Genomic DNA, 26853 nt, shown 5'->3' with positions numbered 1-26853 from the left:
ACGAAGTAATCCGCCGCTTATCATTTGTCGAATGGTTAAGTTAGAAAGGGCGCACGGTGAATGCCTTGGCACTAGGAGCCGAAGAAGGACGCGACGAACAGCGAAATGCCTCGGGGAGCTGTAAGTAAGCTTTGATCCGGGGATATCCGAATGGGGGAACCCACCATCCGTAATGGGATGGTACCCATACCTGAATACATAGGGTATGAGGAGGCAGACCTGGGGAACTGAAACATCTAAGTACCCAGAGGAAGAGAAAGCAAATGCGATTTCCTGAGTAGCGGCGAGCGAAACGGAATTAGCCCAAACCAAGAGGCTTGCCTCTTGGGGTTGTAGGACGTCTCACATGGAGTAAGAAAAGACGATCATAGGCGAAGCGGTCTGGAAAGACCCGTCAGAGAAGGTAACAACCCTGTAGCCAAAATGATCGTCTCTCCGAGACGGATCCTGAGTACGGCGGGACACGTGAAACCCCGTCGGAAGCAGGGAGGACCATCTCCCAAGGCTAAATACTCCCTAGTGACCGATAGTGAACCAGTACCGTGAGGGAAAGGTGAAAAGCACCCCGGAAGGGGAGTGAAAGAGATCCTGAAACCGTGTGCCTACAAGTAGTCAGAGCCCATTTACGGGTGATGGCGTGCCTTTTGTAGAATGAACCGGCGAGTTACGATCCCGTGCAAGGTTAAGCTGATAAGGCGGAGCCGCAGCGAAAGCGAGTCTGAATAGGGCGAATAAGTACGTGGTCGTAGACCCGAAACCGTGTGATCTACCCATGTCCAGGGTGAAGTTCAGGTAACACTGAATGGAGGCCCGAACCCACGCATGTTGAAAAATGCGGGGATGAGGTGTGGGTAGGGGTGAAATGCCAATCGAACTCGGAAATAGCTGGTTCTCCCCGAAATAGCTTTAGGGCTAGCCTCGAGGGAAGAGTATTGGAGGTAGAGCACTGATTGGGCTAGGGGTCCCCACAGGATTACCGAACTCAGTCAAACTCCGAATGCCAAATACTTATCCTCGGGAGTCAGACTGCGAGTGCTAAGATCCGTAGTCAAGAGGGAAACAGCCCAGACCGTCAGCTAAGGTCCCCAAGTATACGTTAAGTGGTAAAGGATGTGGAGTTGCCCAGACAACCAGGATGTTGGCTTAGAAGCAGCCACCATTTAAAGAGTGCGTAATAGCTCACTGGTCGAGTGACTCTGCGCCGAAAATGTACCGGGGCTAAACGTATCACCGAAGCTACGGCTTGTCCTTACGGACAGGGGTAGGGGAGCGTTCTAAGTGCAGCGAAGTCAGACCGGAAGGACTGGTGGAGCGCTTAGAAGTGAGAATGCCGGTATGAGTAGCGAAAAGAGGGGTGAGAATCCCCTCCGTCGAAAGCCTAAGGTTTCCTGAGGAAGGCTCGTCCGCTCAGGGTAAGTCGGGACCTAAGCCGAGGCCGAAAGGCGTAGGCGATGGACAACAGGTTGAAATTCCTGTACCACCTCCTCACCGTTTGAGCAATGGGGGGACGCAGTAAGGTAGGGTAAGCGCGCTGATGGATGCGCGTCTAAGCAGTTAGGCTGGTAAGTAGGCAAATCCGCTTACCATAAAGGCTGAGCTGTGATAGCGAGGGAAATTAAGTACCGAAGTTCCTGATCCTACACTGCCAAGAAAAGCCTCTAGCGAGGTGAGAGGTGCCCGTACCGCAAACCGACACAGGTAGGCGGGAAGAGAATTCTAAGACGCTCGGGAGAACTCTCGTTAAGGAACTCGGCAAAATGACCCCGTAACTTCGGGAGAAGGGGTGCTCTGTTAGGGTGTATGCCCGAGAGAGCCGCAGTGAATAGGTCCAAGCGACTGTTTAGCAAAAACACAGGTCTCTGCGAAGCCGCAAGGCGAAGTATAGGGGCTGACACCTGCCCGGTGCTGGAAGGTTAAGGGGAGTGGTTAGGCGCAAGCCGAAGCTGTGAACCGAAGCCCCAGTAAACGGCGGCCGTAACTATAACGGTCCTAAGGTAGCGAAATTCCTTGTCGGGTAAGTTCCGACCCGCACGAATGGTGTAACGACTTGGACACTGTCTCAACGAGAGACCCGGTGAAATTATATTACCTGTGAAGATGCAGGTTACCCGCGACAGGACGGAAAGACCCCATGGAGCTTTACTGTAGCTTGATATTGGATTTTGGTACAGCTTGTACAGGATAGGTAGGAGCCTTGGAAGCGTGAGCGCCAGCTTACGTGGAGGCGTCGGTGGGATACTACCCTGGCTGTATTGAAGTTCTAACCTCGAACCGTGATCCGGTTCAGGGACAGTGTCAGGTGGGCAGTTTGACTGGGGCGGTCGCCTCCTAAACAGTAACGGAGGCGCCCAAAGGTTCCCTCAGAATGGTTGGAAATCATTCGTAGAGTGCAAAGGCATAAGGGAGCTTGACTGCGAGACCTACAAGTCGAGCAGGGACGAAAGTCGGGCTTAGTGATCCGGTGGTTCCGCATGGAAGGGCCATCGCTCAACGGATAAAAGCTACCCTGGGGATAACAGGCTTATCTCCCCCAAGAGTCCACATCGACGGGGAGGTTTGGCACCTCGATGTCGGCTCATCGCATCCTGGGGCTGAAGTAGGTCCCAAGGGTTGGGCTGTTCGCCCATTAAAGCGGTACGCGAGCTGGGTTCAGAACGTCGTGAGACAGTTCGGTCCCTATCCGTCGTGGGCGTAGGAAATTTGAGAGGAGCTGTCCTTAGTACGAGAGGACCGGGATGGACACACCGCTGGTGTACCAGTTGTTCCGCCAGGAGCATAGCTGGGTAGCTACGTGTGGACGGGATAAGCGCTGAAAGCATCTAAGCGTGAAGCCCCCCTCAAGATGAGATTTCCCATTACGTTAAGTAAGTAAGACCCCTTAGAGATGATGAGGTTGATAGGTCTCGGGTGGAAGCGTGGTGACACGTGGAGCTGAGAGATACTAATCGGTCGAGGGCTTATCCAAAACATAAAGCGTTGATATTCTTCTAGTACATTATCCAGTTTTGAGAGAATGACTCTCAATCATAAGCATCGAAGAACTTCGAAGCTTATCACAACTTAAAAAAGGATTTTCAGAAGCAAGAAGTTCGAGGAAGTGAAATTCTGAGGAGTGGAGCGTATCGGAAAGGTAACCGACTAAGTTCGTCACGTCCTGTGACAACGTCGGCACTAGTACATCCTGTACGTCGGAGCACCGCAAGAATTGAAACTGACGAAGAAATTCGCAGCTTATCAAAAATCCTAATAGAAAATTGTTAGAAGCGAGTAGTTCGAGGCGGCAAGTTCACGAGTAGCGGAATGTACGTTTGAAGGGTACATGAGCAACGCAGGGAGCGCAGCCAACGAAGAAATGCGAAGCTTATCACAATTTTATAAGTCTAGTGGCGATAGCGAAGAGGTCACACCCGTTCCCATGCCGAACACGGAAGTTAAGCTCTTCAGCGCCGATGGTAGTTGGGGGCTTCCCCCTGTGAGAGTAGGACGTCGCTAGACACCAGGCACAATCCCATGTGGGTTGTGCCTTTTTATATGTTTTTTTGATAATTTTTGGCAGTTAATATTATAAAATCAAAGTTAGGATCATAACTGCAAACTCAATGGGTTCCATTTAATAAGAGATCGAGAGGTAAAGTGTTTGTACTTTTTTTCTTATGGAACAAAAATCATCTATTTTCCTTGTTGAGACAGACACGAAGCCGTTGCATAGAACATATAGTTAAGAGTAAGTTTAGGCAAATACCTAATAATAAAATGAATATTCTTAAAAGTGTATATTTTCCAATCAACTTGTCCATTAATTTATAATGGGGGTGATTGTAATCGATAATGTAAAGCTATTAAATCAAGGTCAGAAGCATTGTGTGATCTGTGAGCAAGAAAAGAGTGAAGGAATTCATTTGTTTGAATATTTTATTTGTGAGAAATGTGAAAGGCAAATCGTCATTACAGAGCCAAACGATGTCTACTATCATTACTATTTAAAGAAAATGAAAAAGATAAAATTACCTACGATTAATTAAAAGAGGCTGACTCAAATCATGTGTCAAACCCATTGCTACGAATAAGGTGCCATCACAGTATGAACGGGTACTAAGTTACGTATGTTTGTGGAAGCGGCACTAGTGAGTCAGCTTCTTTATTTATTACATATCCTCCAATTACTATTTAATGGATAGTGACAAGCAAGTTTCGATGAAATGCTTTATAATAGAAACCAAATAAAAGCTTACTAAAGGGATTGGCTTTATGTTAAATCAAAAAGAAACACCACTTTATTCCATGGTTATAAACCACGCTCGGAAAAAACCTCATTCATTTCATGTACCAGGTCATAAATGGGGAAGTGTTCTTCCAGAGTTTGCAAAAGAAAAATATGAAGCAATTTTAGAGATAGACGGCACAGAATTAACCGACTTAGATGATCTTCATGATGCCCAAACAATTATTAAAGAAGCACAGCAGTTATTGGCAAATGTTTATGGGGCAAAAGCATCTTACTTTTTGATAGGGGGTTCAACGGTTGGAAATATAGCGATGTTACTATCTGTTTGTTCGAGTAATGATATCATCCTCGTTCAAAGAGATAGTCACAAGTCTGTGATGAATGGCATACAATTAGCACAAGCAAAACCGATATATTTAACACCTGAATATGATGAAGGAACGGGTTTATCTATGGGGGTAAGATTAGATACAGTTATACTTGCATTAAAGACATACCCAAATGCAAAAGCTCTTTTTTTAACCAATCCTAGCTATTATGGGGTTACAAACGATTTAAGTGAAATAATAGAGTTCACTCATAAATATAATGTACCAGTACTAGTTGATGAAGCGCATGGGGCCCATTTTGGCATTGGAAAGGGAATACCACCTTCTGCTATTTCACAAGGTGCTGATATCGTCGTTCAGTCTGCACATAAAACGTTACCAGCCATGACGATGGGTTCTTACTTACATTTTAATAGTTCTTCAATTTCCAAGAAAAAGGTAGAACATTACTTACAAATGTTACAGTCAAGCAGTCCTTCTTATCCAATTATGGCTTCGCTCGACTTAGCGAGACATTACGTTGCCAATTTAAAAGAATCTGAGCTATTAAAAATTGTAGAAAGTAGTAAGAAGTTTAAATGTCTTTTAAAAGAAATCCCGCAGTTAACTGTGTTTGAAGTAAATGAACTTACCAATTATAAATTAGATCCCTTAAAGATTACAGTACGAACGAATTGTGAATTAACTGGAGTAGAGATTCAAATGTTACTAGAGGAAAAAGGAATATTTGTCGAATTAGCAAATGAAGAATATTTGTTGCTTATTTTACCACTTTTGCCTTTTACTCAAGGGGAACATATAACTTCTATTATTAAAAAGGTATTGAAACCTTTTCCACCAGTGAGAAAAAAATATATAGAAAAAAAATTGTTCATGCAAAAAATTTCATCTTTATATTTAAGTAAAGAGGAAATGGAAACGTACAGTACAACGGTTATACCGTTAGAACAAGCGGTAAGCCATATTATTGCAGAACACGTTATTCCTTATCCACCAGGAGTACCGTTGTTAATACCAGGAGAAATCATTACAAGTGAAGTAATTACAACAATTGTAAATCTAATCGATGTAGGCGCACGATTTCAAGGCCATCCTAATATAACTGAAACAGGAATCAAAGTTTTTATCATAGATGAGAGAAAAGAGGATGAAGAATGAGAAAGGGTTTATTTATTACCGTAGAAGGTGGAGAAGGTGCTGGGAAAACAACAGTTTTAAAGAGGATTTATAAAAATCTAGTAGAAGAAGGTTATCAAGTTGTCATGACGAGGGAACCAGGGGGAATTCAAATATCTGAAGAAATACGTTCAATCATATTGAACCAGGAATATACAAGTATGGACGGTAGAACAGAAGCGTTACTTTATGCAGCGGCAAGAAGGCAACATTTAGTAGAGAAGATTATCCCAGCTTTACAGGACGGGAAGATTGTTCTTTGTGACCGTTTTATTGATAGTAGTCTGGCTTATCAAGGCTTTGCGAGAGAAATTGGTATTAAAAACATTCTAACGATTAATCAATTTGCTATTGATGAGTATTGGCCCGATTTAACGATTTATTTTAGAGTAGAACCCGAAGTTGGTTTAGCAAGGATTGCTAAGGATAAAGCTAGAGAAATAAATCGACTAGATAAAGAGGGCGAGACATTTCATAAAAAAGTATTAGAAGGATATGATCAATTAACAAAAATGTATAAAGGTCGAATTCAGGTTGTGAATGCTAACGAACCGTTTGATAGTGTGTATTCTAATGCATTTCATTTGATAACACAACTTTTAAATAAGGCCAATAAAGCTTAAGGAGGTAAGGGAATGAAGCTTATTATTGCTGTGATACAAGATAAGGATAGTAACCGGTTATCAGAAGCGTTAGTAAAAACTGATTATAGAGCAACGAAGCTTGCAAGTACAGGTGGGTTTTTAAGAGCAGGAAATACAACATTTCTAATAGGAACCGAAGATACAAATGTAGACGAAGTACTTGAAATTATTAAAGACAATTGTAAAAGTAGAGAACAATTAGTAGCACCAATTTCACCAATGGGAGGCAATGCAGATTCCTATGTACCCTATCCTGTTGAAGTACAAATAGGTGGGGCAACTGTATTTGTTTTACCAGTGGATCAGTTCGAGCAATTTTAATATGAAGGTGTGGAGTTAATGACGTGGGAGCAGCTAAATCAGACTCAACATAAGGTTGTCCAAATCTTAACGAACAGTATAAAAAAAAATCGTTTAACTCATGCTTATGTTTTTGAAGGAAGCAGAGGAACGGGTAAGATGGAAGTCGCTATACAACTTGGAAAAAGCTATTTTTGTAAAGAACGATCAACGGCTGAGCCTTGTAATGAGTGTCCCGATTGTAAACGAATTTCATCTGGTAACCATCCAGATCTTCATGTGATATCACCAGATGGGCAATCAATCAAAAAACAGCAAGTTGAACTATTACGAACAGAGTTTTCTTATCGTGGAATGGAATCAAAACAAAAGTTTTATATCATAAATCATGCCGATAAAATGACACCGAGTGCTGCAAATAGCTTGCTCAAGTTCCTTGAAGAACCAGAAGCACCTACAATTGCAGTGCTTCTTACTGAGCATTTATATCAAATGTTAAATACGATCTTATCCCGCAGTCAAATTTTAACGTTCACTCCACTATCTAGGAAAGAAATGGAACAAATGTTAAAAGAGGATGGCATCTCCTACCCTATTGCGAAACTTTTAACGGAAATTACATCCAATCTAGAAGATGCTCGCCAACTTTGTCAAGAAGACTGGATTGTACAAGTACGTAATGTAGTGTTACAATTAACGGAAGAGATCTATTCTCGCCCACAACAAATGTTCTTTACTCTACAAGATAAATGGTTGTCCCATTTTAAAGGGAAAGAAGAGTTTGGGTTAGGAATTGATTTAATGCTCTTATGGTATAGAGATTTATTATACACACAGCTTGGAGAAAAAGACGGTCTGATATTTGTTGACCAACTAGAACGCCTTGACCACCAAGCACTTTATAGCTCACAAGAGAAAATCACGAAACAAATGTCGGCTATTTTTGATGCAAAGAGACATCTGAGTTCAAATGTGAATCCACAATTATTAATGGAGAGGCTTATGCTCAGGTTACAGGAGGGATAGTTGATAGTGCATCATGTCGTAGGTGTTCGCTTTAAAAAAGCGGGTAAAATTTATTACTTTTCCCCTGGTGAATTCGAATTGCCTAATGGTGAATGGGTAATTGTCGAAACATCAAGAGGGGTTGAATATGGTAGGGTAGTCATTGAAAGAAAAGAAGTCGGTGAAAATGATGTCGTACTTCCGTTAAAGCAAGTTCTTCGTATAGCAGACGAAAAAGACAAGCTGATTGTTCATGAGAATAAAGAAGCAGCGAAGAAAGCTTTCAATGTTTGCCAAGAAAAAATCATCGAACATCAACTAGATATGAAGCTTGTTGATGTAGAATATACGTTTGATCGAAATAAAGTCCTTTTTTATTTTACTGCGGATGGAAGAATTGACTTTCGAGAGCTTGTAAAAGACTTAGCAGCGATTTTCCGAACGCGAATTGAATTACGTCAAATAGGTGTTCGAGATGAAGCGAAAATGCTTGGTGGAATTGGGCCGTGTGGACGCATTCTATGTTGTTCTTCATTTTTAGGTGATTTTGAACCCGTGTCCATAAAAATGGCGAAGGATCAAAACTTATCCTTAAACCCAGCAAAAATTTCGGGTTTATGTGGTCGTCTCATGTGTTGTTTGAAATATGAAAATGATCATTATGAGTCCGTCAAACAAGCTTTACCTGATATTGGTAAGGAAATTCAATCACCGAATGGACGCGGTAAAGTGGTTGGGCTTAACATACTCGAACGTATCATTCAAGTCGAATTATTTGAACAACAGCGAATTGTTGAATATACACTTGAAGAGCTTTTTGAAGAAACGGTTTCGACCCAGGTCATAGAGTAATGAGGTGGGAAACGTGGATAATAAAGAAATTTTCTCACAAGTTAGCTCAATAGAAGAGCGTATTGGTGGTTTGCACGATGAACTTCGTGGTTTAAAGGAGCAGCTTGCTCTTCTCATCGAAGAAAACCATTATTTAAAGTTGGAGAATGAAAACTTAAGAAAACGCCTCGATGAAACAGTAGAAGAAGAAGCTATTGAACAGAGAAATTCTACGAAAAAGAAATCAGTAGGTGAAGGGTACGATAATTTAGCGAGGTTGTACCAAGAAGGGTTTCACATTTGTAGTACCGATTACGGTAGTATTCGTAAAGATGATTGTCTCTTTTGCTTATCATTTTTCAATCAAAAATAATCGATAACATGTAGTAGGGTGACTCATTAGGTTTGAGGGTCATCCTCTTTTTTTTGTACATATTTTAATGAGTCATGAAAGTTGGTGTACAATATGAATAACGGAACGAAAATGGGAGGGAACGATGGTTACGATACATACGAATGAGAGAATAGATTACTTACCAAATCGGACTTTACAAATTATTCAGGCGGATGATGTATTTTCGTTTTCGATTGATGCAGTATTACTAGCAAAGTTTTCATATGTACCTATTCAAAAGGGGAAAATTGTTGATCTATGTACAGGCAATGGTGTTATTCCTATTATGATGAGTATGAGAAGTAAGGCAACGATTACTGGGGTAGAAATTCAAGAACGGCTATATGATATGGCAGTAAGAAGCTGCAAAATCAATAAACTTTCGGAGCAAATTCAATTTGTACGTGCAGATATTAATGCACTACCAAAAGAAATTATAACTCAACAATACGATGTCGTTACTTGTAACCCTCCTTATTTTGAAAAAAATGAGTTATCCGATCGAAATGTAAACCCCCATTTCCAAATCGCTCGGCATGAAATTTACTGTACGCTTGAAGATGTGATCCAAACGTGTGCAAAATTAGTTAAACAAAAAGGAAAAGTGGCTCTCGTACATCGACCCGAACGGTTAACCGATATATTTGAAAAGATGAGGAAGTACCGAATTGAACCGAAGCGAATCCAATTTGTGCAACCGAAAAAAGATAAAGAAGCAAATATCATACTGGTGGAAGGTATTAAAGATGGGAATGCAGGGGTTAAATGCTTACCTACCATTGTGGTTTATGAGGATGAAAAAACGTATACGAAGGAGTTTCAAGAAATTTATTATGGGTAATCATTATGTATATATGATTCGCTGTCAAGATGACTCGTTATATACAGGATATACGACGGATGTTACTCGGAGAATACAAATGCATGAAGAAGGGAAAGGGGCAAAATATACGCGAGGAAAAGGCCCTTTTTTACTGGAGTATTTTGAGGAGTATGCGACAAAACAAGAAGCCATGCAATCAGAATATGCGATTAAACAACTTTCAAAACGGGCGAAAGAACAATTAATACAAGAAGGGAAGTTAACGAATGAGGCAACAAAAAAGCTTTGAAGAAAAAGGCGAACTAGGAAGCTTATATCTTGTTCCAACGCCTATCGGTAACTTAGAAGATATGACATTTCGAGCCATACGAATGTTAAAAGAAGTGGATGTCATTGCAGCTGAAGATACGAGACAAACGAAGAAACTTTGTCTACATTATGAAATTGAGACTAGACTTGTAAGTTACCACGATCATAATAAACGAGGAAGTGGCGAAAAGCTACTTCAGTTATTAAAAGAAGGGCGCGATATTGCTTTAGTAAGCGATGCGGGAACACCAGCCATTTCAGACCCAGGGTATGAGTTAGTCGTTGAATGTATTGATGCTGGAATTTCAGTCATTTCTCTACCAGGAGCCAATGCCGCTATTACGGCTTTAATTGCATCAGGACTTAATACCCAACATTTTTATTATTACGGATTTTTAAGTCGACAAAAAAAAGAGCGAAAAAAAGAACTAGAGCAACTAAGAAATATTCAAGTTCCAATTATTTTTTATGAGTCACCGCACCGATTAGAGGAAATGTTAAATCATCTATTCGAACAATTTGGTGATAGGAAAATTGCAGTTTGTCGCGAATTAACTAAGAGGTACGAAGAATTTATCCGTGGTACATTACAAGAGGTGTTAGAGTGGTGTCAATCCTCTCAGATAAGGGGAGAGTTTTGTATTATTGTCGATGGAGCGAATGAAGTGACAAATGATATGGATACGGCATGGTGGACTCACTTTTCGATCAATGAACATGTCGAACATTATATTGACCAGCAAATGAGTAGTAAAGAGGCGATTAAAGAAGTAGCCAAAGAAAGACAGCTGCCAAAACGTGAAGTGTATGCAGAATTTCATAAATAAAATAGAGAAGGCTCTGCATATGCAGAGCCAAATTTGTATATCAACTTATTTTTCCACTTTTTCTAAGTAGCTTGAAAGTTCATCAATGATAGCTTTTGCCCCTTGAGGACTTAGGATGATTTTTCCATCTGCAATAGAAAGATTATCATCAGAAACTTCACCAGTAATTTGGCAAGTCATATTAGGCTTATACTTCTTTAAGATAATTCGATCGTTATCAACATAGATTTCGAGTGCATCTTTCTCTGCAATATCAAGTGTACGGCGAAGTTCGATCGGAATAACAACGCGTCCTAATTCATCAACTTTACGAACAATACCTGTAGATTTCATGTTATTTCTCCTCCCAAAACGATGGTTATTGGTTATATTTTGATTTTATTGATGTCATTTTTCGACAAATTTCTTTATAAACTAAGAATACCAGCGTTTCCAAAACAAGTCAATTAATTTTTGCGATAATATTTTGTAAATAACTAGAAAATATTACTAGATTTTAAACTAGATTGTTGTATAACAAGGCTTTTATTATGCGAGGTGAAAATAGTTGCTAGAAGTTTCAAGACAATTAATAGAAAAAATGACAAAAATCGATAAAGAATTACAACTGAAATATGGAAATAAACAAAAGGTTAATTCGACAATTCGACAAAGTTTATTCGACAAAAATGGATGCTTTCGACAAATGGAATTGCGCAATTTTAGAATTTTGTCAAATTGGATTGGTGGTTTACAAATAGCAGCAGTCGATGGCTCGGTAAATCAAACCAAAGGGGAACCACCTCATGTCATATACTTCTTTCAAGCATTAGCACGAACGTTAAAAGGATATGAAAAATGGGAATTTGATCTCTATACGCCATTACTAGAAGTTTTAGAAGAAGAAGAGTTAGAAACCCAAAAGCGAATACGCTCCAAACGGATGGCCGAACTAGAGTTACTAGCCGCTAAAGCTATGATGGAAGACTGTTCATTAAAGCTTATTTTAATGGACGGATCGCTAACGCATTATGCCATTGATGCTCCTCTGCTTTGGCAAGAAGTGAAACAATTAGCTCTTCATAAAGAAACATTATTAATTGGAGTAACTGAAGAAGTTGGAACAAGTTTTCTATATCAAGAGTTAGACTTAGAGTTTAAAGAAGCCCAAGGTCAACAGAATGTGTATGACCGTGATTTACTCTTTGGTGTCCTAAAACAAGGTGAAATGCTCTTTATGGAAAAAGCGCAAAATAAGCCTCATGTTCACACAGCATGGCTTAGACCATCATCTGACCCAGCGGTTATTGGCGTAGATATATTAATTGAACAAAAAGAAGAAATGGAACCAATATGTGATTTTCTTTATTCAACTACACCGAAAGAAGGAAGGGGAATTCCACTATTTCTGGATATGGTTGATCGCGACGTACGAATTTCAGATAAATTAGTTGAAGCGTTAGTCGAACAATACATTCAACCAGAATTAAAACAACGGCTATTTTCGCCAAAACGTATGGATAGGTTGTATTAAAATATGGGAAGGAAGAGAGTACAATGCAAGTAGTGGGTATTACGACTCAACACGAAGTTTATGTTGTCTCAAAGGAACATAAATTTAGAATAAATGAAATTTTACTCATAGAAGATGAAACTCTAGGAAATCCAAAAGGTGAAGTCGTAGAAACGTTTTCGTATAACCGTTTTATTCCAATGGGCTTTGATAAAGGGATCGTTGATGCACAAGTCATTAAGACATTAGAACAGCTTGGTTACGATATCGGTGCAGATGAAATTAACCTGTCCAAAGTTAGATTATTTGAAGAAGCAATTCAACCGATTCAAACGGGAGCCATTGTTCGAGCTCCTGAATTCGCTGAAGTCCAACATTATTTAGTCAAAGTATCACCAGAAGAAGGTTTGGTTTTAGGGGAAATTCGGAGTACAGATCATTTGTTGAAAACTTTACCTTCTAATTTGAACAATTTAATGGATATACAAGAATATGAAACGATGCGACAACAAAATGGAGTCCCATTTATATTTGATATTAAATCGATGCAACAATACCCTCACATTGGAGTTTTTGGTGGCTCTGGGTCAGGAAAATCATTTGGTTTACGTGTGATGTTAGAAGAAATTATGAAACAATCTATACCAACGATTGTTTTTGATCCTCATTTTGAAATGAGTTTTAACCATGTATCGAACGAAGTAGAGGAAAATCAATACAAAAATAGGTTTCTGTCTGTACAAATTGGGAGAGATGTCGGTGTAGATTTTAGTTCCTTAACTACTAGAGATATTGAACGGTTGCTAGGAGCAGCTGGTTCGTTAACGGAATCAATGGTGAATGTCATTCAAAGTGTACATAAACGAAAAGATAGTCATCAATCGTTTAGCGATCGAATAGCTAACTTAGTCGAGGCACTTGAGTTAGGAAAGCAAAAAGTTGATGCATTTATTTATGATGGAAATGGACTCACGCGCGAGCAATTAGAACAATATGATACATATCAGAAGCTTTTAAACCAGTTTGGTAGCTTACCATTATCGTCGGTCAAGGCAATCCAGTGGCGGTTAAACCGTCTTTATCAAGCAGGACTCTTTCAACATAATATTCGAGCGATTGAACAAGGGTTAAGTAACGGGAAATTGGTTGTCATTCAAGGGTCTGTATGGCTTCTACAAGTGTTTTCAAGTTATGTGATCGGTTCGCTTTATATGAAACGTAGAACTTATAAGGATGCAAAACTGCAAAATGAACAAGGAACGTTTTTTCCACCTTTTATTATAGTAACAGATGAGGCTCATAATTTTGCTCCTAAAGGGTATGATGCTCCAGCAAAAGGTGTCCTAAAAGAAATTGCTCAAGAAGGTCGGAAATATGGAGTATTTCTTATTTTTGCAACCCAACGACCGACACTGTTAGATGAAACGATTACTGCACAATTAAACTCAAAGTTTGTCTTCCGCACCGTTCGCGGTACAGACATTCAAACGATTAAAGAAGAAACCGATTTAACTCAAGAGGAAGGAAAACGATTGCCTTATTTACGGTCGGGAGATGTATTTGTTTCTTCTGCTATATTCGGCAGGACGATTGCAGTCCGAATTCGTCTTTCGGATACGACGAGCCCACATGTATTGAACCCTTTTGATGAGTTAAAAATGGTGAATGAACAAAGTGATGAAGAGTTGTACAAAGCAATAGATTCTCTCCTTCCATTATCGGAAACCGCATTAATGCGACATAACGATGAAATCAATCAAGTCCTCAACCAAAACTGGGACGTTGTTCAATTGAAAAAAGAGTTAGAAAAATTAGTAGAAAAAAGCAAGTTAAAGAAAGTAAAAAATCCATTTGCAACAATCTATGATCGCCCTTGACATTGGTCCTAATTGTTAGGTATATTTTTTGGTGGGATGTGGAAAAACGTAAATAGGTTGTTAAAAAGTATGGAGTCATCATATTTGCGTCTTCTAGTTAGTTTTAGGAAGAACACTTCCTCGGTACATGTTTAGTGCGAAGAAATGTAGCGTAGTAAACAAGATGGCAAATGTCTTCGCAAATGCTGTTACTTTACTTATAAAGAAGTGAATACGATTTCCGATGAACGGATGAGTATAATAGGATGACTATTTTAGCTAAATGCTAATGGCAGAGAGCTGGGATTGCTGAGAACCAGTATAGTCACTTATTAGAAGATGGTCCAGTGAGGAATTGCTTTCGAGTTAAACGGTTAATAAGGGAGCAACGTACTCTAGCGTTAATAGAGGAGTCAATGACTTATGGAGCCTGTTCTTGTGAAAGAATGGGGAAATAGGGTGGTACCACGTGAGTTCGCTCTCGTCCCTTGTTGGATGAGGGCTTTTTTGTATGTCTTGCACAGCTAAAGTGTAAATCGAAAGAAGGACTTAAGCAATAGGTCATGGGATTTATTAATGAAATCTTAATAATTTGTAATAAAAAATGAGTGGAGGAATTTTTATGAGTACAAACAAGACGTTTTATCTTACAACGCCAATCTACTATCCGAGTGACAAACTACATATTGGCCATGCATACACGACAGTAGCAGGTGACGCGATGGCCCGTTATAAGCGTTTACGTGGTTATGATGTTATGTATTTAACAGGGACAGATGAACATGGGCAAAAAATTGAGCGAAAAGCAGAAGAAAAAGGCGTCACTCCTCAACAGTTTGTTGATGATATTGTAAGTGGAATTCAAGATCTATGGAAGAAGTTAGATATTTCTTATGATGACTTTATTCGTACAACTGAAGACAGACATAAAGAGGTTGTTGCAAAAATATTCGAACAACTACTTGCTCAAGGTGATATTTATTTAGATGAATATGAAGGTTGGTACTCAATTCCAGATGAAACCTTTTATACAGAGCACCAGTTAGTTGATCCTATCATTGAAGATGGAAAAGTAATTGGTGGAAAAAGCCCTGATAGCGGACATCCTGTAGAGAAAGTTCGTGAACAATCTTACTTTTTCCGAATGAGTAAGTATGCTGATCGATTGTTGAAGTTTTATGAAGACAATCCTCAATTTATTCAACCTGAATCGCGTAAAAATGAAATGATTAACAATTTTATTAAGCCAGGTTTAGAAGATTTAGCGGTATCACGTACATCATTTGAATGGGGAGTAAAAATTCCAAGCAACCCGAAACATGTCGTTTATGTTTGGATTGATGCACTTTCTAATTACATTACAGCTCTGGGTTATGGCAGTAGTAACGAAGACAAATATAAGAAGTATTGGCCAGCTGATGTCCACCTTGTAGGAAAGGAGATCGTTCGTTTCCATACCATTTATTGGCCGATCATGTTAATGGCACTTGATCTACCTCTTCCGAAGAAAGTATTTGGTCATGGCTGGTTACTCATGAAAGATGGAAAGATGTCAAAATCTAAGGGAAATGTCGTAGATCCTGTACCGCTAATTGAACGCTTTGGTTTAGATGCATTAAGATACTATTTATTGCGTGAAGTACCGTTTGGTTCAGATGGTGTGTTTACACCTGAGAGCTTCGTAGAACGAGTAAACTATGATTTAGCCAATGACCTAGGTAATTTACTCAATCGTACCGTTGCGATGATTAATAAATATTTTGATGGTCAACTTCCAGCGTATGTAAAAGACGGAACGCCTTTTGATGCTAGTTTGGTTGAGCTAGTAGATGCTACTGTTGAAAAAGTTGAGAATGCAATGGAAGATATGGAATTTTCCGTCGCGTTAACTGCGATATGGCAACTTGTTAGCCGTACAAACAAGTACATTGATGAGACACAACCTTGGGTATTAGCGAAGAATGAGGATGAAAAAGAAAAGCTAGGAGCTGTCATGTATCACTTGGCAGAATCTTTACGTTATATTTCTATCCTTATTCAACCTTTTATGACGGAAACACCTAAAAAGATTTGGCAACAACTAGGACTAATTGAAGAAGTAACGGCGTGGGAGTCTCTTCAAACATTTGGTCAAATTCAAGAAGGAACAACAGTAGCCAAAGGAGAGCCAATCTTCCCGCGCCTCGATGTAGAAGAAGAAGTAAAGTATATTGTAGAAAAAATGGGCGGAACGCTAGTGAACGAACAGCCACAAATTCAAAATGAAAAAGTAGAAGTGGAAGAGCAATCTGAAGAGATTAGCATTGAGGACTTTATGAAAGTGGATTTACGAGTTGCTGAAGTAATTAAAGCTGAACCCGTCAAAAAAGCAGATAAATTATTAAAAATTCAGCTAGATCTTGGCTATGAACAACGACAAGTGGTTTCTGGTATAGCAAAATATTATTCGCCAGAAGAATTAGTCGGTCGAAAAGTAATTTGTGTAACCAACTTAAAGCCAATTAAACTTCGTGGAGAAATGTCTAGAGGTATGATACTCGCAGCTTCTGAAGGAGATCAACTTACACTTGCTAATGTGGATCAATCGATGCCAAATGGAGCTAAGGTAAAATAAAGAACAAAGCTGGGAAGCTTAAGAGTAAGCATGGAACGCTTACTCTTTTCCCTTTACTTCAGTAAGTTATTCTCAACATAAAAAATGAAAGGATGAATACTTTGTTATTTGATACGCATGTTCACCTTAACGCCGAACAATTTGAAGAAGATCGAGCTGAAGTCATTAAAAGAGCTCAAGAAGAAGGCGTTGAATACATGGTTGTTGTTGGATTTGATGAAAAGACAATTCGAGGCGCTTTAGAAATTGCTGAAGAAAATAAAAAGATATATGCAGCAGTCGGCTGGCATCCTGTAGACGCTATAGAAATGACAGATCAACATTTACACTGGCTCGAAGAATTAGCATCTCATCCCAAAGTGGTTGCTCTAGGCGAAATGGGGCTAGACTATCATTGGGATAAGTCACCAAAAGATATTCAGAAAGACGTATTTCGAAAACAAATTCGTTTAGCTAAAAAAGTCAATTTGCCAATAATTATTCATAATCGTGAAGCAAGCCAAGATATTGTTGATATTTTAAAAGAAGAAGAGGCAGGAAAAGTCGGTGGAATTATGCACTGTTTTAGTGGAAGTGTAGAAATCGCAAAAGCATGTTTAGAAATGAATTTCCACATATCTTTTGGTGGTCCAGTAACTTTTAAAAATGCAAAAAAGCCAAAAGAAGTAGCGGTAGAAGTACCTTTAGATCGTTTGTTAATCGAAACCGATTGTCCGTATTTATCACCACACCCATATCGGGGGAAAAGAAATGAACCTGCATATGTATCACTTGTTGCACAACAGATTGCAGATTTAAAAGGGATGTCGCTTGAGCAATTGGCTAAACAAACGACAGAGAATGCTAAAAAATTATTTAACATTTTGTGATAAAAGATTATGTCGGATTGTCAGAGAGCTTGTCTAATTTTCCTTCTGTTCGTATAAGTTCTACACCGAAGAGAGCTCGCATACATTTAACTTGTCGATAAGTTTTTGTTTCCTTCTTCGGTGTTTTTGTGGATAATAGATGTTATGAAAGAAACAAGTGACTAATACAACAGTTGACAAAGGGAGGTGAAATGTTTATAATTCGTACCTTGAGAAGGGGGAAGATTAAACATGGAACCCAGTAGGATAAGCTCACTTTTTTCCAATCTAAGTTTTGGGAAAAAGCTGACGATCTCTATACTAAGTTTTGTCCTTATAATCGGTGCAATGAGCTTTGTAATCTATGAAACAACGAAAGCGAATTTAACTGTAATAGCAGATGAAGAAGAGATTATGATTCGAACTCATGCAAAAACAGTTGCCGAAGTTATGGAAGAACTTGGGTTTGAAATTGGAGATTATGATAAGTTAGAGCCAGCAATTGATGAAAAAGTTATAGGAAATATGTCTATAAGTTGGAAAAAGGCAAAAGAGGTTCATATCGTCATAAATGGAGACGAAAGACAATTATGGACAACTGCTGAAAGTGTAGAAGGTTTAGTATCAGAATTACAACTTACCGTTAAAGAACATGATAAAATCATTCCTAGCTTAAACACAGAAATCCAACCTGAGATGAATGTTACGTATGAATCTGCTTTTATGGTAAGAGTCAAAAGTGACGGGGAAGAACATGAGGTATGGACAACTTCGACTACTGTCGCTGACTTTTTAGAAAGAGAATCGATCACCCTAGGTGAGTTGGATCGTGTTGAACCAGCTCTAGAGGAAGAACTGAATAGTGAAGAAGATATCAAGGTAGTTAGAGTAGAAAAAGTCACCGATGTAGTGGAAGAAGCAGTTGCATTTGCAACGGTAACGAGAAATGACAGTTCGTTGCAAAAAGGAAATGAGAAAGTAGTGGAAACAGGACAAAATGGTCTTGTTGAAAAACATTACGAAGTCATTTTAGAAGATGGCAAGGAAGTTTCAAGAGAATTAGTTAAGACAGAAACGACAAGAGATAGTAAGGACCGAGTGGTCGCAGTTGGTACACGCCAACCCACCCCAACCGTTTCTCGTGGAAGTAGTCCTTCTACTAGTCAAACTTCAACTTCGAGTGGTAGTGGAAGAACTATGACGGTAACAGCAACAGCATATACAGCGAATTGTAGTGGTTGTAGTGGAATTACAGCAACGGGAATTAACTTGAATAATAACCGTAATATGAAAGTGATTGCTGTTGACCCTAATGTGATTCCGTTAGGTTCTAGAGTACATGTTGAAGGTTATGGTGAAGCGATAGCAGGTGATACAGGTGGCGCTATACGTGGTAATAAAATAGATGTCCATGTCCCGACGAAGTCAGAAGCTTATCGTTGGGGTTCTAGACAAGTAAAAATAACCATATTAAAGTAAGCGATCATTTGCACAGAGAAATCTCTGTGCTTTTTCTTTTTGACATGGTTTTGCACCAATTAGGTAGTAAATAGATTTATTATTCACGTAGAATACTATATGAACACTAGATATATATTTGTCTTTTACTTATTAGACGTTCTATACTATAAAAAGTTTCAAGTTTTCGGAGGATATTTTATGAAAATTAAAGAAGTGATTGTCGTTGAAGGTAGAGATGATACCGTTGCCATTCAACGAGCTGTCAATGCAGATACGATTGAAACGAATGGATCGGCCATTGGAGAAGAAGTTATACGCCGGATTGAATTAGCTCAAGCCCGAAGAGGAGTGATTATCCTAACTGATCCTGATTATCCTGGAGAACGAATTAGACACATCGTGAGTCAACGTGTCCCAGGTTGTAAACACGCGTTCTTACCAAAAAAAGAAGCTATCTCAAAAAATGGAGATGATTTAGGTGTAGAAAATGCTACACCAGAAGCGATCCGATTAGCTTTAGCAAATGTGAAACAAGAGTTTAAAAACCCAAAAGAAGAGATTACTTGGCAAGACCTCGTCGATGGTGGTTTAATTGGTGGCAGTCAATCAAGAAATCGCAGAGAACAGATTGGTTCCATACTAAAAATCGGCTATGCGAATGGGAAACAATTACATAAACGACTTCACATGTTTCAAATTACAAAAGAAGAATTATCACAAGCGTTACAACAGGTGCTTGAGGAGGAAAGTAAATGAATAAAGATATTGCAACGCCAATTCGTACGAGAGCAATTTTAGAGAAATATAAATTTTCATTTAAGAAAAGTTTAGGACAAAACTTTCTTATCGATTTAAATATTCTAGGGCGCATCGTTGATGCAGCAGGAATAGATAATACGATAGGAGCAATCGAAATTGGTCCAGGAATCGGGGCTTTAACAGAACAGTTAGCGAAGAATGCTGACAAAGTTGTCGCCTTTGAAATTGACCAACGGTTACTCCCTGTTCTTGCCGACACGTTATCTCCATATGAAAACGTAAAAGTCATTCATTCGGATGTACTAAAAGCAGATGTAAAGCAGGTTATTGAAGAGGAGTTTAAAGAGGAGCAAGAAATTATGGTCGTGGCCAATCTCCCTTATTACGTAACAACTCCGATCTTAATGAAATTGTTAGAGGAACAACTCCCGATAAAAAGAATTGTCGTTATGATCCAAAAGGAAGTAGCAGAGCGAATTGCAGCCCGTCCGGGCTCTAAAGAATATGGTTCATTGTCAATCGCTGCACAATATTATGCACAGGCGGAAACTGTGTTTACTGTACCCAAAACGGTATTTGTACCGCAACCAAATGTTGACTCAGCGGTGTTAAGGCTAACAATACGTGATAATCCGCCTGTTGACGTATTAGATGAACCATTCTTTTTCGAAATCATAAGAGCAAGCTTTGCTCAACGACGAAAAACGATCTTTAATAACCTTACGCATCATTTTGGTAAAGACCATAAAGAAAAGATGGAGTTTGCATTGAAAGCTGCGGATGTTGATCCTAAACGACGGGGAGAAACGCTCTCCATTGAAGAGTATGCAAAACTAAGTAACGAAATAATTGAAATCCTTAAAGGTTAAGCACTCTTTTGTTCCTCCTCACATAGGCTACGGTGAGGAGGAATTTTTTATGAAGTTGAAAGTCGGACAGATTGTAGGTCGAAAATCATATCAATGTGATATATTATTTCGAATTTCAGCTATAAATGATAAAGTTGCCGAGTTGTATGGTGAAGATGTACGACTAGTTGCAGACGCACCATTAGATGACTTAGTAATTATTTCAGAAGACGAACATAAACAACGACGAAAAATTGAGAAAGAAAAAGAAGATAGTTGTTATTACCTGTTTCGGCAAGATAGTCGAGTCATAAAAAGACAAGGAGATTATGAAGCGACTTCAGGATACAGTACCGAACCTTCTTACTTTGAAATTCGAGGTCGAGTCCTCCATATTGACGGGGACTCGATGTATTTAAGAAAATGTATGGAACTATACGAAAAGCTCGGTGTCCCTGTTTACGGGGTACACGTTGTAGAAAAAGAAATGCCTCTTCAAATTAATTCTCTCTTGGAAATGGTACAACCTGATATTTTAGTTATAACAGGCCATGATGCTTACTTAAAGTCGGGAGGGAATCAAAAAGATATAAAAGGATATAGGCATTCAAAATATTTTGCAGAGACTGTGAGAATTGCACGTAAAAGAACCCCCAACCTGGATGATCTCGTTATTTTTGCAGGAGCGTGTCAATCTCACTTTGAAACTTTAATTAAAGCAGGAGCTAACTATGCAAGCTCTCCTGAACGTATAAATATCCATGCGTTAGACCCAGTATACATCGTTGCCAAAATCAGCCTTACCCCTTTTATGGACCAAGTAAACGTTTGGGACGTATTAAAGAATACAATTACTGGAGAGCGTGGTCTTGGTGGAATAGAAACAAAAGGATTTATGAGAAGGGGTATGCCTATTTCTGATTATGATGAAGGAAATTGAATTTTGTCGAAAGTGTCACGTTCCTCAATGAAACGTTTATCCCGTTTAACTGGCGCTAAGACTCCCAATTCAAGGCTTTGAGACAACAATAAAGACTAAGTGGGAGATAAGCGCCAGTAAGAACCCGATTGGTTCAACTAACATTTAGTGGGCGATGAAGAAAACTCCTACTGAATGAAGTTCACTTTATAGTTGTTATCTAGACTTTTGCCATTATAAACGCGTCCTGAGGTTCTTGGCACTTTTCTTTTGTAGGAGTTTTTTGAAATAGTTACATATTTTTAGAAAAATGAGGAATAATACGTTTGTATTACAAATGTTAGGTGCAAAATTTCCATGTGTCAAATATATATCATTGACAAAATTCTTGTCTAATTGATATAATTTTAAATTTATTTGACAAAAAATGTTGTAACATGTATACTATTGTATAGTGAGGTGGGGTGTTTAGAATGGCGAAAACGTTGCTGGATATTAAACGTGAACTGGATGAAAATGTTGGAAAACGGATTGCGATTAAGGCAAATGGTGGTAGACGAAAAACCATTGAACGGACAGGCTTTTTAGAGGAAACATATCCATCTGTTTTTATTATTAAACTCGATGAGCAACAAAATGCATTTGAACGAGTATCTTATAGTTATGCAGATATCTTAACAGAGACAGTAGAACTTACGGTTTTTGAAGAAGAAGAAAAAGGCCAATCTGTACAAGTATAGTGGTATGAATATCATATTATATAAATTAGCTTTCCGGTATTGGTCGGAGAGCTATATTTATTTTTCTCACAAAGAATTATACATATAAGTTCAATTTAATATTTGTGCTCGAAAAGACTCATAATAGAAACGTCTCACCATCTATCATGACAACAAAGGAGTTGTTTTACCATGAGCAGAAGACGAGGGGTAATGTCCGAACGCTTTAAAGAAGAGCTAGCGAAGGAACTTGGCTTCTACGATGTCGTCCAAAATGAAGGGTGGGGCGGCATTCGTGCTCGAGATGCAGGTAATATGGTAAAGAGAGCTATTGAAATTGCTGAACAACAATTAGCAGCTAAACAGCAGGATTAGATGGGAGACTGCCGAAGCGTTTGCTTCGGTTTTTTTGTGTCTAGAATTTAGGTGTCTTCGCTATCCCCCTTCAGTAAGTCGCCATAAAATGGTTGAAATTGTATCAGCATGGAAAGAAAGACAAATTATTAGCGAACACACAGGTCGTTAATTCTATAATTAGCCTGCTTTTTTAGATGTTACAGACTCAGAAGCCGCCTCAATAAAGATCACCATCACAATCTCTAGATGCCACATTGAACGAGTGTTTTATAAAAATTATGATGCATTTGGCATTTAATAAAAGTAAATGGTAAAATAACGTAAGTGTTTGGAATTCGGTCAAGGTAGAAGGTGGATTAGGTGGAGATAAAAATATCGGTGAAAGCACCTGCTAAAATCAATTTAACATTAGACGTACTTAGGAAAAGAGAAGATGGTTATCACGAAGTAGAAATGATAATGACAACTGTTGACTTAGCAGATCGGATTGACCTTATTCATTTAGAGGAAGATCAGATTATTGTGGATGTTTCGGAGGGATATGTTCCGAATGATGAACGTAACCTTGCGTACCAAGCAGCGAAGATTCTGAAAGAACGTTATAACATTCAAAAAGGTGTTTCTATATACATTACCAAAAATATACCTGTCGCAGCTGGACTTGCAGGTGGTAGTAGCGACGCGGCAGCAACGTTAAGAGGACTTAATGAGTTGTGGCAACTGAATCTTTCTTTAGATGAATTAGCTGAATTGGGGAAGGAAATAGGATCAGATGTTGCTTTTTGTGTTTATGGTGGAACAGCACTAGCGACTGGCAGAGGCGAAATTGTAAAAAGAATTTCTTCGCCACCACCTTTCTGGGTTGTATTAGCGAAACCACCTATAGGTGTTTCGACAGCAGAAGTATACGGGAAACTTAAAGTTGATCAAATAATCCATCCAGATACAAAGGCGATGTTAAAGGCGATTGATGAAAAAGATTTTACGGGAATATGTTCACAATTACATAATGTCTTAGAAGATGTCACATTTAAGGCGTATCCTGAAGTCAAACATATAAAAGCACAAATGCAAAGGTTTGGAGCTGATGGAGTTTTAATGAGTGGAAGTGGACCAACTGTTTTTGGACTCGTACAAAAAGAATCGCGTTTAAACCGAATATACAATGGTTTAAGAGGATTTTGTAGCAATGTTTATGCTGTTCGTTTAATTAGCCAACAACACTCTTGATAAAAACCGTACAAAAGTGTAGTATTTAGTTATAAATATTCGGATTTTGGTTGGAGGGTGCAATGAAAAAGCTAAGAAGAAGTGGTAGATTAGTCGATATGACTAACTACTTGTTACAAAATCCACATAAATTAATTTCATTAACTCACTTTTCTGAACGGTATCAATCTGCCAAATCTTCTATTAGTGAAGATTTGGGGATTGTAAAAGAAATATTTGAAGAACAGGGCATTGGTTCTTTACTTACGATACCTGGGGCTAGTGGTGGCGTGAAATATATGCCGATGGTAACAGTAGAACAAGCGGAGGAATACATCGAAGAATTAAATACACAATTATCAAAAGCAGATCGCCTATTACCTGGTGGCTACTTGTATATGATGGATGTTTTAGGACAGCCCAGAATTATGAACAATATCGGTCGATTGTTTGCGGCTGTGTATAGCAATGTTAAAATTGATGCAGTCATGACGGTAGCGACGAAAGGAATTCCATTAGCTTATGCTGTTGGAAGTCATCTTGACGTTCCTGTTAGCATTGTTCGTAGAGATCACCGAGTGACAGAAGGTTCGATGGTGAGTATTAATTATGTATCAGGTTCAACAAAGCGAATTCAGACAATGTCACTTGCGCGGCGGAGTCTCTCAGCAGGTTCAAATGTTTTGATTATTGATGATTTCATGAAAGCTGGTGGAACTGTAAGAGGAATGGTGGACTTGCTGGCGGAATTTCAGGCAAATGTCGTTGGAATTGGAGTTCTCGTTGAATCGGAAGGTGAAGAAGAACGACTAGTCGATGAGTACATTTCGATCTCGAAGATTTCGGATGTGAATGTTCGTGATAAGGAAATTAAAGTTGAAGCAGGTAACTATTTAAACAAACTACATGAGGGAATGAAGGGGGAAAACAAATGAAGACAGTACACACAAGTGATGCACCACAAGCAATTGGACCATACTCGCAAGGAATCATTGTAAATAATATGTTTTACAGTTCAGGACAAATTCCTTTAACAGCGGAAGGTGAGCTCGTTACGGGTGATGTACAAGTGCAAACGCATCAAGTATTTAAAAATTTAAAAGCCGTTCTTGAAGCTGCAGGAGCTTCTTTAGAAACTGTAGTAAAAGCAACTGTATTTATAAAAGATATGAATGACTTTCCACTATTGAATAATGTGTATGGCGAATATTTTAGTGATCATAGACCAGCACGATCTTGTGTTGAAGTAGCACGTCTACCAAAAGATGTATTAGTAGAAATTGAAGTAATTGCTTTAGTAAAATAAAAATGAAATAAAATAGAGCTGACTCTATGTTATGTACCTTATAACTGTTTCCTATTCATGAAATATAGTGAAGTGGCTAATTAGCACAGACTATGTTATCGGTGAGAGAAATGAGGTAATAGCTTAGAGTCAGTTTTTTTTTTGAAAAAATTTGAACGGAATTATTATTGAGATAAAGGATTAAATTGACCTTTTATCGAATTAGTCAGATGAAAGGGTGACTGTTTTGTTTTTTGTTAAAGAATGGATGAAGACGTTTTTTGGCTGGGCTAGCGCAGTCATTATTTTAATTCTTCTTGTATGTATTCCGCGTGAAATTGGTTTTGAGTTTTATGAATATGAAATTAAACCTACCTATACTTTTTCTATAGAACATTATTACGATAATCTAAAATCCTACATAAGTATGGTATTTATTGAACATACACTTGGAGAAACACGCTTTGGATTCTGTATTTTCTGATGTATGGTTAGTGGCAAGTCGAAGTATTACAATTCTTGTCATTGCCTTTATTTTTGCTTTAGTAGTTGGTGTGATGAAGGGATTTATTGACTATTTAACAAGTGAAAGTGGGTGGCGGATATTTGGTCATCATACGACGTTTACACTTCAAGCACTACCTGATTTCTTTCTCATTATTATTGTGCAAGTGTTCTTGATGTGGCTTATCAGTCAAGGGTTTCCTCACTTTAGTTTATTCGGTTATGAAAGCTGGCATAACTTTTTATTAGCTGGCTGGTTACTATCTTTTTTTCCGACCATGTATATGGCTAGAATTGTTTCTTCTACGTTAGAAAAGGAGAAGATGCAACCGTATATTGTAACAGGTAATGCCATTCTTACAATCTCCTGAAGATGTGAAAGAGTATATTTTGCATGAGAATGGGATGATCGAAGTAGCTCCGTTTTCCCCGTCAAAGGTCTATTGGTTTGGGACGGATCACTACGGTGTTGATTTAGTAACGTTAATCATAACAGGAGGAAGAGACACATTATTAGTTGTTTTTGCTATAACCGTATTAAGGTATGTAATAGCCGTACCATTAGGGATTATGGCGCGGAAAAATAAAGGATTTTTTCACGGTATTGTACAAAGTTTAAATAGTTTTTTCTCAATGGTACCTATACTGTTCTTCGCTTTGTTATTTATGAATTTACCTATGTTTCTCTTGTCCGAACATCGGCTACTCCTTATTCTACTCACTCTTGCTCTATTCGAATGTGGGCGAACGGCAACGGCGGTGCAAACTCAAGTGGGACAAATTGATCGATCAACCTACATTGAAGGAGCAATTATAAACGGGAGCAAGTGGTCAACAGTTTTTCGTTTTTATTACTGGCGCCATCTTAGGACACAATTAGTTATTCTCTTTTTCCTAGACGCATCAAGGGTCATGTTATTATTAGGACAATTAGGATTTTTATCGATGTTTTTTGCGCAAACACGGGTTTATGATGAGTAGATAGGTATATTAGTTCGAAATGATTTACACATATGGCCGACAATGCTAGCTGATACGCGGAAATTTCTACAATCTAATATTTGGATACCGTTAGCACCTGCTTTCATGATTACCATTACAATCTTTACACTTCAATTA

The 26853-nt window shown here is 38.6% G+C and carries 27 protein-coding genes and 2 rRNA genes; 28 read left to right on the top strand and 1 reads right to left on the bottom strand.

Annotated elements, in window-relative coordinates; genetic code table 11:
• The first annotated feature begins 33 nt into the window (after positions 1-33).
• The 12 genes from BK574_RS18075 (at position 34) to rsmI (ending at position 10863) form a co-directional block, all read left to right on the top strand.
• Positions 34-2965, top strand: a 23S ribosomal RNA gene (locus BK574_RS18075).
• A gap of 414 nt (positions 2966-3379) precedes the next feature.
• A 5S ribosomal RNA gene (gene rrf / locus BK574_RS18070) occupies positions 3380-3495 on the top strand.
• A 317-nt stretch (positions 3496-3812) separates the two neighbouring features.
• Positions 3813-4022: a sigma factor G inhibitor Gin gene (locus tag BK574_RS18065; RefSeq protein WP_274379432.1), complete on the top strand. Its 210-nt coding sequence runs from the start codon at positions 3813-3815 to the stop codon at positions 4020-4022.
• Between the two features lie 226 nt (positions 4023-4248).
• Positions 4249-5712: an aminotransferase class I/II-fold pyridoxal phosphate-dependent enzyme gene (locus BK574_RS18060; RefSeq protein ID WP_078429513.1), complete on the top strand. Its 1464-nt coding sequence runs from the start codon at positions 4249-4251 to the stop codon at positions 5710-5712.
• Positions 5709-6353 carry a dTMP kinase gene (gene tmk / locus BK574_RS18055; protein WP_078429511.1) on the top strand — a complete coding sequence of 215 codons (645 nt, stop codon included), beginning with the start codon at positions 5709-5711 and terminating at the stop codon, positions 6351-6353. Before BK574_RS18060 ends, tmk begins: the two co-directional genes overlap by 4 nt.
• A gap of 12 nt (positions 6354-6365) precedes the next feature.
• Positions 6366-6695 carry a cyclic-di-AMP receptor gene (locus tag BK574_RS18050; RefSeq protein ID WP_075388495.1) on the top strand — a complete coding sequence of 110 codons (330 nt, stop codon included), beginning with the start codon at positions 6366-6368 and terminating at the stop codon, positions 6693-6695.
• 18 nt (positions 6696-6713) lie between these two features.
• The gene (gene holB, locus BK574_RS18045; protein ID WP_078429509.1) at positions 6714-7700 is read left to right on the top strand and encodes a DNA polymerase III subunit delta'; all 987 of its coding nucleotides are present in this window, start codon (positions 6714-6716) and stop codon (positions 7698-7700) included.
• Positions 7701-7706: 6 nt separating this feature from the next.
• Positions 7707-8531: a PSP1 domain-containing protein gene (locus BK574_RS18040; protein ID WP_075388501.1), complete on the top strand. Its 825-nt coding sequence runs from the start codon at positions 7707-7709 to the stop codon at positions 8529-8531.
• A gap of 13 nt (positions 8532-8544) precedes the next feature.
• Positions 8545-8883 (top strand): DNA replication initiation control protein YabA, encoded by a 339-nt coding sequence (yabA, locus tag BK574_RS18035; RefSeq protein ID WP_075388493.1) that lies wholly within the window; start codon positions 8545-8547, stop codon positions 8881-8883.
• A 124-nt stretch (positions 8884-9007) separates the two neighbouring features.
• The gene (locus tag BK574_RS18030; protein WP_078429507.1) at positions 9008-9745 is read left to right on the top strand and encodes a tRNA1(Val) (adenine(37)-N6)-methyltransferase; all 738 of its coding nucleotides are present in this window, start codon (positions 9008-9010) and stop codon (positions 9743-9745) included.
• Positions 9738-10016: a GIY-YIG nuclease family protein gene (locus tag BK574_RS18025; RefSeq protein ID WP_078429505.1), complete on the top strand. Its 279-nt coding sequence runs from the start codon at positions 9738-9740 to the stop codon at positions 10014-10016. Before BK574_RS18030 ends, BK574_RS18025 begins: the two co-directional genes overlap by 8 nt.
• Positions 9994-10863, top strand: a complete 870-nt coding sequence (gene rsmI, locus BK574_RS18020; protein WP_078429504.1) for a 16S rRNA (cytidine(1402)-2'-O)-methyltransferase — start codon at positions 9994-9996, stop codon at positions 10861-10863. The genes BK574_RS18025 and rsmI overlap by 23 nt, the downstream gene beginning before the upstream one ends.
• A 45-nt stretch (positions 10864-10908) precedes the next feature.
• Here the strand turns inward: rsmI and BK574_RS18015 are convergent, their stop codons facing one another.
• The gene (locus tag BK574_RS18015; protein ID WP_075388489.1) at positions 10909-11196 is read right to left on the bottom strand and encodes an AbrB/MazE/SpoVT family DNA-binding domain-containing protein; all 288 of its coding nucleotides are present in this window, start codon (positions 11194-11196) and stop codon (positions 10909-10911) included.
• 214 nt (positions 11197-11410) lie between these two features.
• Between BK574_RS18015 and BK574_RS18010 the strand changes: the two genes are divergently transcribed.
• From BK574_RS18010 to BK574_RS17935, 16 genes are all read left to right on the top strand, one after another.
• A complete protein-coding gene (locus BK574_RS18010; protein ID WP_078429502.1) occupies positions 11411-12376 on the top strand; it encodes a DNA double-strand break repair nuclease NurA in 966 nt (321 codons plus the stop codon).
• Positions 12377-12399: 23 nt separating this feature from the next.
• Positions 12400-14232: an ATP-binding protein gene (locus BK574_RS18005; RefSeq protein ID WP_078429501.1), complete on the top strand. Its 1833-nt coding sequence runs from the start codon at positions 12400-12402 to the stop codon at positions 14230-14232.
• A gap of 601 nt (positions 14233-14833) precedes the next feature.
• Entirely contained in the window at positions 14834-16825 is a 1992-nt protein-coding gene (gene metG / locus BK574_RS18000; protein ID WP_078429500.1) for a methionine--tRNA ligase, read from the top strand.
• 101 nt (positions 16826-16926) lie between these two features.
• On the top strand, positions 16927-17694 hold the full coding sequence (locus tag BK574_RS17995) for a TatD family hydrolase (protein WP_078429498.1): 768 nt from the start codon (positions 16927-16929) through the stop codon (positions 17692-17694).
• A 231-nt stretch (positions 17695-17925) separates the two neighbouring features.
• Positions 17926-19152: a ubiquitin-like domain-containing protein gene (locus BK574_RS17990; protein ID WP_078429497.1), complete on the top strand. Its 1227-nt coding sequence runs from the start codon at positions 17926-17928 to the stop codon at positions 19150-19152.
• A gap of 180 nt (positions 19153-19332) precedes the next feature.
• Complete coding sequence (rnmV, locus tag BK574_RS17985; RefSeq protein WP_078429495.1) at positions 19333-19890, top strand: ribonuclease M5; 558 nt, start codon at positions 19333-19335, stop codon at positions 19888-19890.
• A complete protein-coding gene (gene rsmA / locus BK574_RS17980) occupies positions 19887-20762 on the top strand; it encodes a 16S rRNA (adenine(1518)-N(6)/adenine(1519)-N(6))-dimethyltransferase RsmA (RefSeq protein ID WP_078429494.1) in 876 nt (291 codons plus the stop codon). Before rnmV ends, rsmA begins: the two co-directional genes overlap by 4 nt.
• A gap of 49 nt (positions 20763-20811) precedes the next feature.
• Positions 20812-21681 carry a sporulation peptidase YabG gene (yabG, locus tag BK574_RS17975; RefSeq protein ID WP_078429493.1) on the top strand — a complete coding sequence of 290 codons (870 nt, stop codon included), beginning with the start codon at positions 20812-20814 and terminating at the stop codon, positions 21679-21681.
• Between the two features lie 452 nt (positions 21682-22133).
• Entirely contained in the window at positions 22134-22400 is a 267-nt protein-coding gene (gene veg / locus BK574_RS17970; RefSeq protein WP_075388480.1) for a biofilm formation stimulator Veg, read from the top strand.
• Between the two features lie 171 nt (positions 22401-22571).
• Entirely contained in the window at positions 22572-22754 is a 183-nt protein-coding gene (locus BK574_RS17965; RefSeq protein ID WP_075388479.1) for a small, acid-soluble spore protein, alpha/beta type, read from the top strand.
• A gap of 348 nt (positions 22755-23102) precedes the next feature.
• Positions 23103-23966 (top strand): 4-(cytidine 5'-diphospho)-2-C-methyl-D-erythritol kinase, encoded by an 864-nt coding sequence (gene ispE, locus BK574_RS17960; RefSeq protein WP_078430910.1) that lies wholly within the window; start codon positions 23103-23105, stop codon positions 23964-23966.
• A 62-nt stretch (positions 23967-24028) separates the two neighbouring features.
• Positions 24029-24880 carry a pur operon repressor gene (gene purR, locus BK574_RS17955; RefSeq protein WP_078429492.1) on the top strand — a complete coding sequence of 284 codons (852 nt, stop codon included), beginning with the start codon at positions 24029-24031 and terminating at the stop codon, positions 24878-24880.
• A complete protein-coding gene (locus BK574_RS17950; RefSeq protein WP_078429491.1) occupies positions 24877-25251 on the top strand; it encodes a RidA family protein in 375 nt (124 codons plus the stop codon). The genes purR and BK574_RS17950 overlap by 4 nt, the downstream gene beginning before the upstream one ends.
• Before the next feature lie 247 nt (positions 25252-25498).
• The gene (locus BK574_RS28125; RefSeq protein WP_218970590.1) at positions 25499-25714 is read left to right on the top strand and encodes a hypothetical protein; all 216 of its coding nucleotides are present in this window, start codon (positions 25499-25501) and stop codon (positions 25712-25714) included.
• Entirely contained in the window at positions 25695-26105 is a 411-nt protein-coding gene (locus tag BK574_RS17940) for an ABC transporter permease family protein (protein WP_078429489.1), read from the top strand. The genes BK574_RS28125 and BK574_RS17940 overlap by 20 nt, the downstream gene beginning before the upstream one ends.
• A complete protein-coding gene (locus BK574_RS17935) occupies positions 26083-26715 on the top strand; it encodes an ABC transporter permease subunit (protein ID WP_078429488.1) in 633 nt (210 codons plus the stop codon). The genes BK574_RS17940 and BK574_RS17935 overlap by 23 nt, the downstream gene beginning before the upstream one ends.
• The last annotated feature ends 138 nt before the right edge of the window (positions 26716-26853 follow it).

The sequence above is a fragment of the Alkalihalobacterium alkalinitrilicum genome (genome assembly GCF_002019605.1).
Classification (GTDB): domain Bacteria; phylum Bacillota; class Bacilli; order Bacillales; family Bacillaceae_F; genus Alkalihalobacterium; species Alkalihalobacterium alkalinitrilicum.
This window is presented reverse-complemented; position numbering and strand designations above follow the sequence as displayed.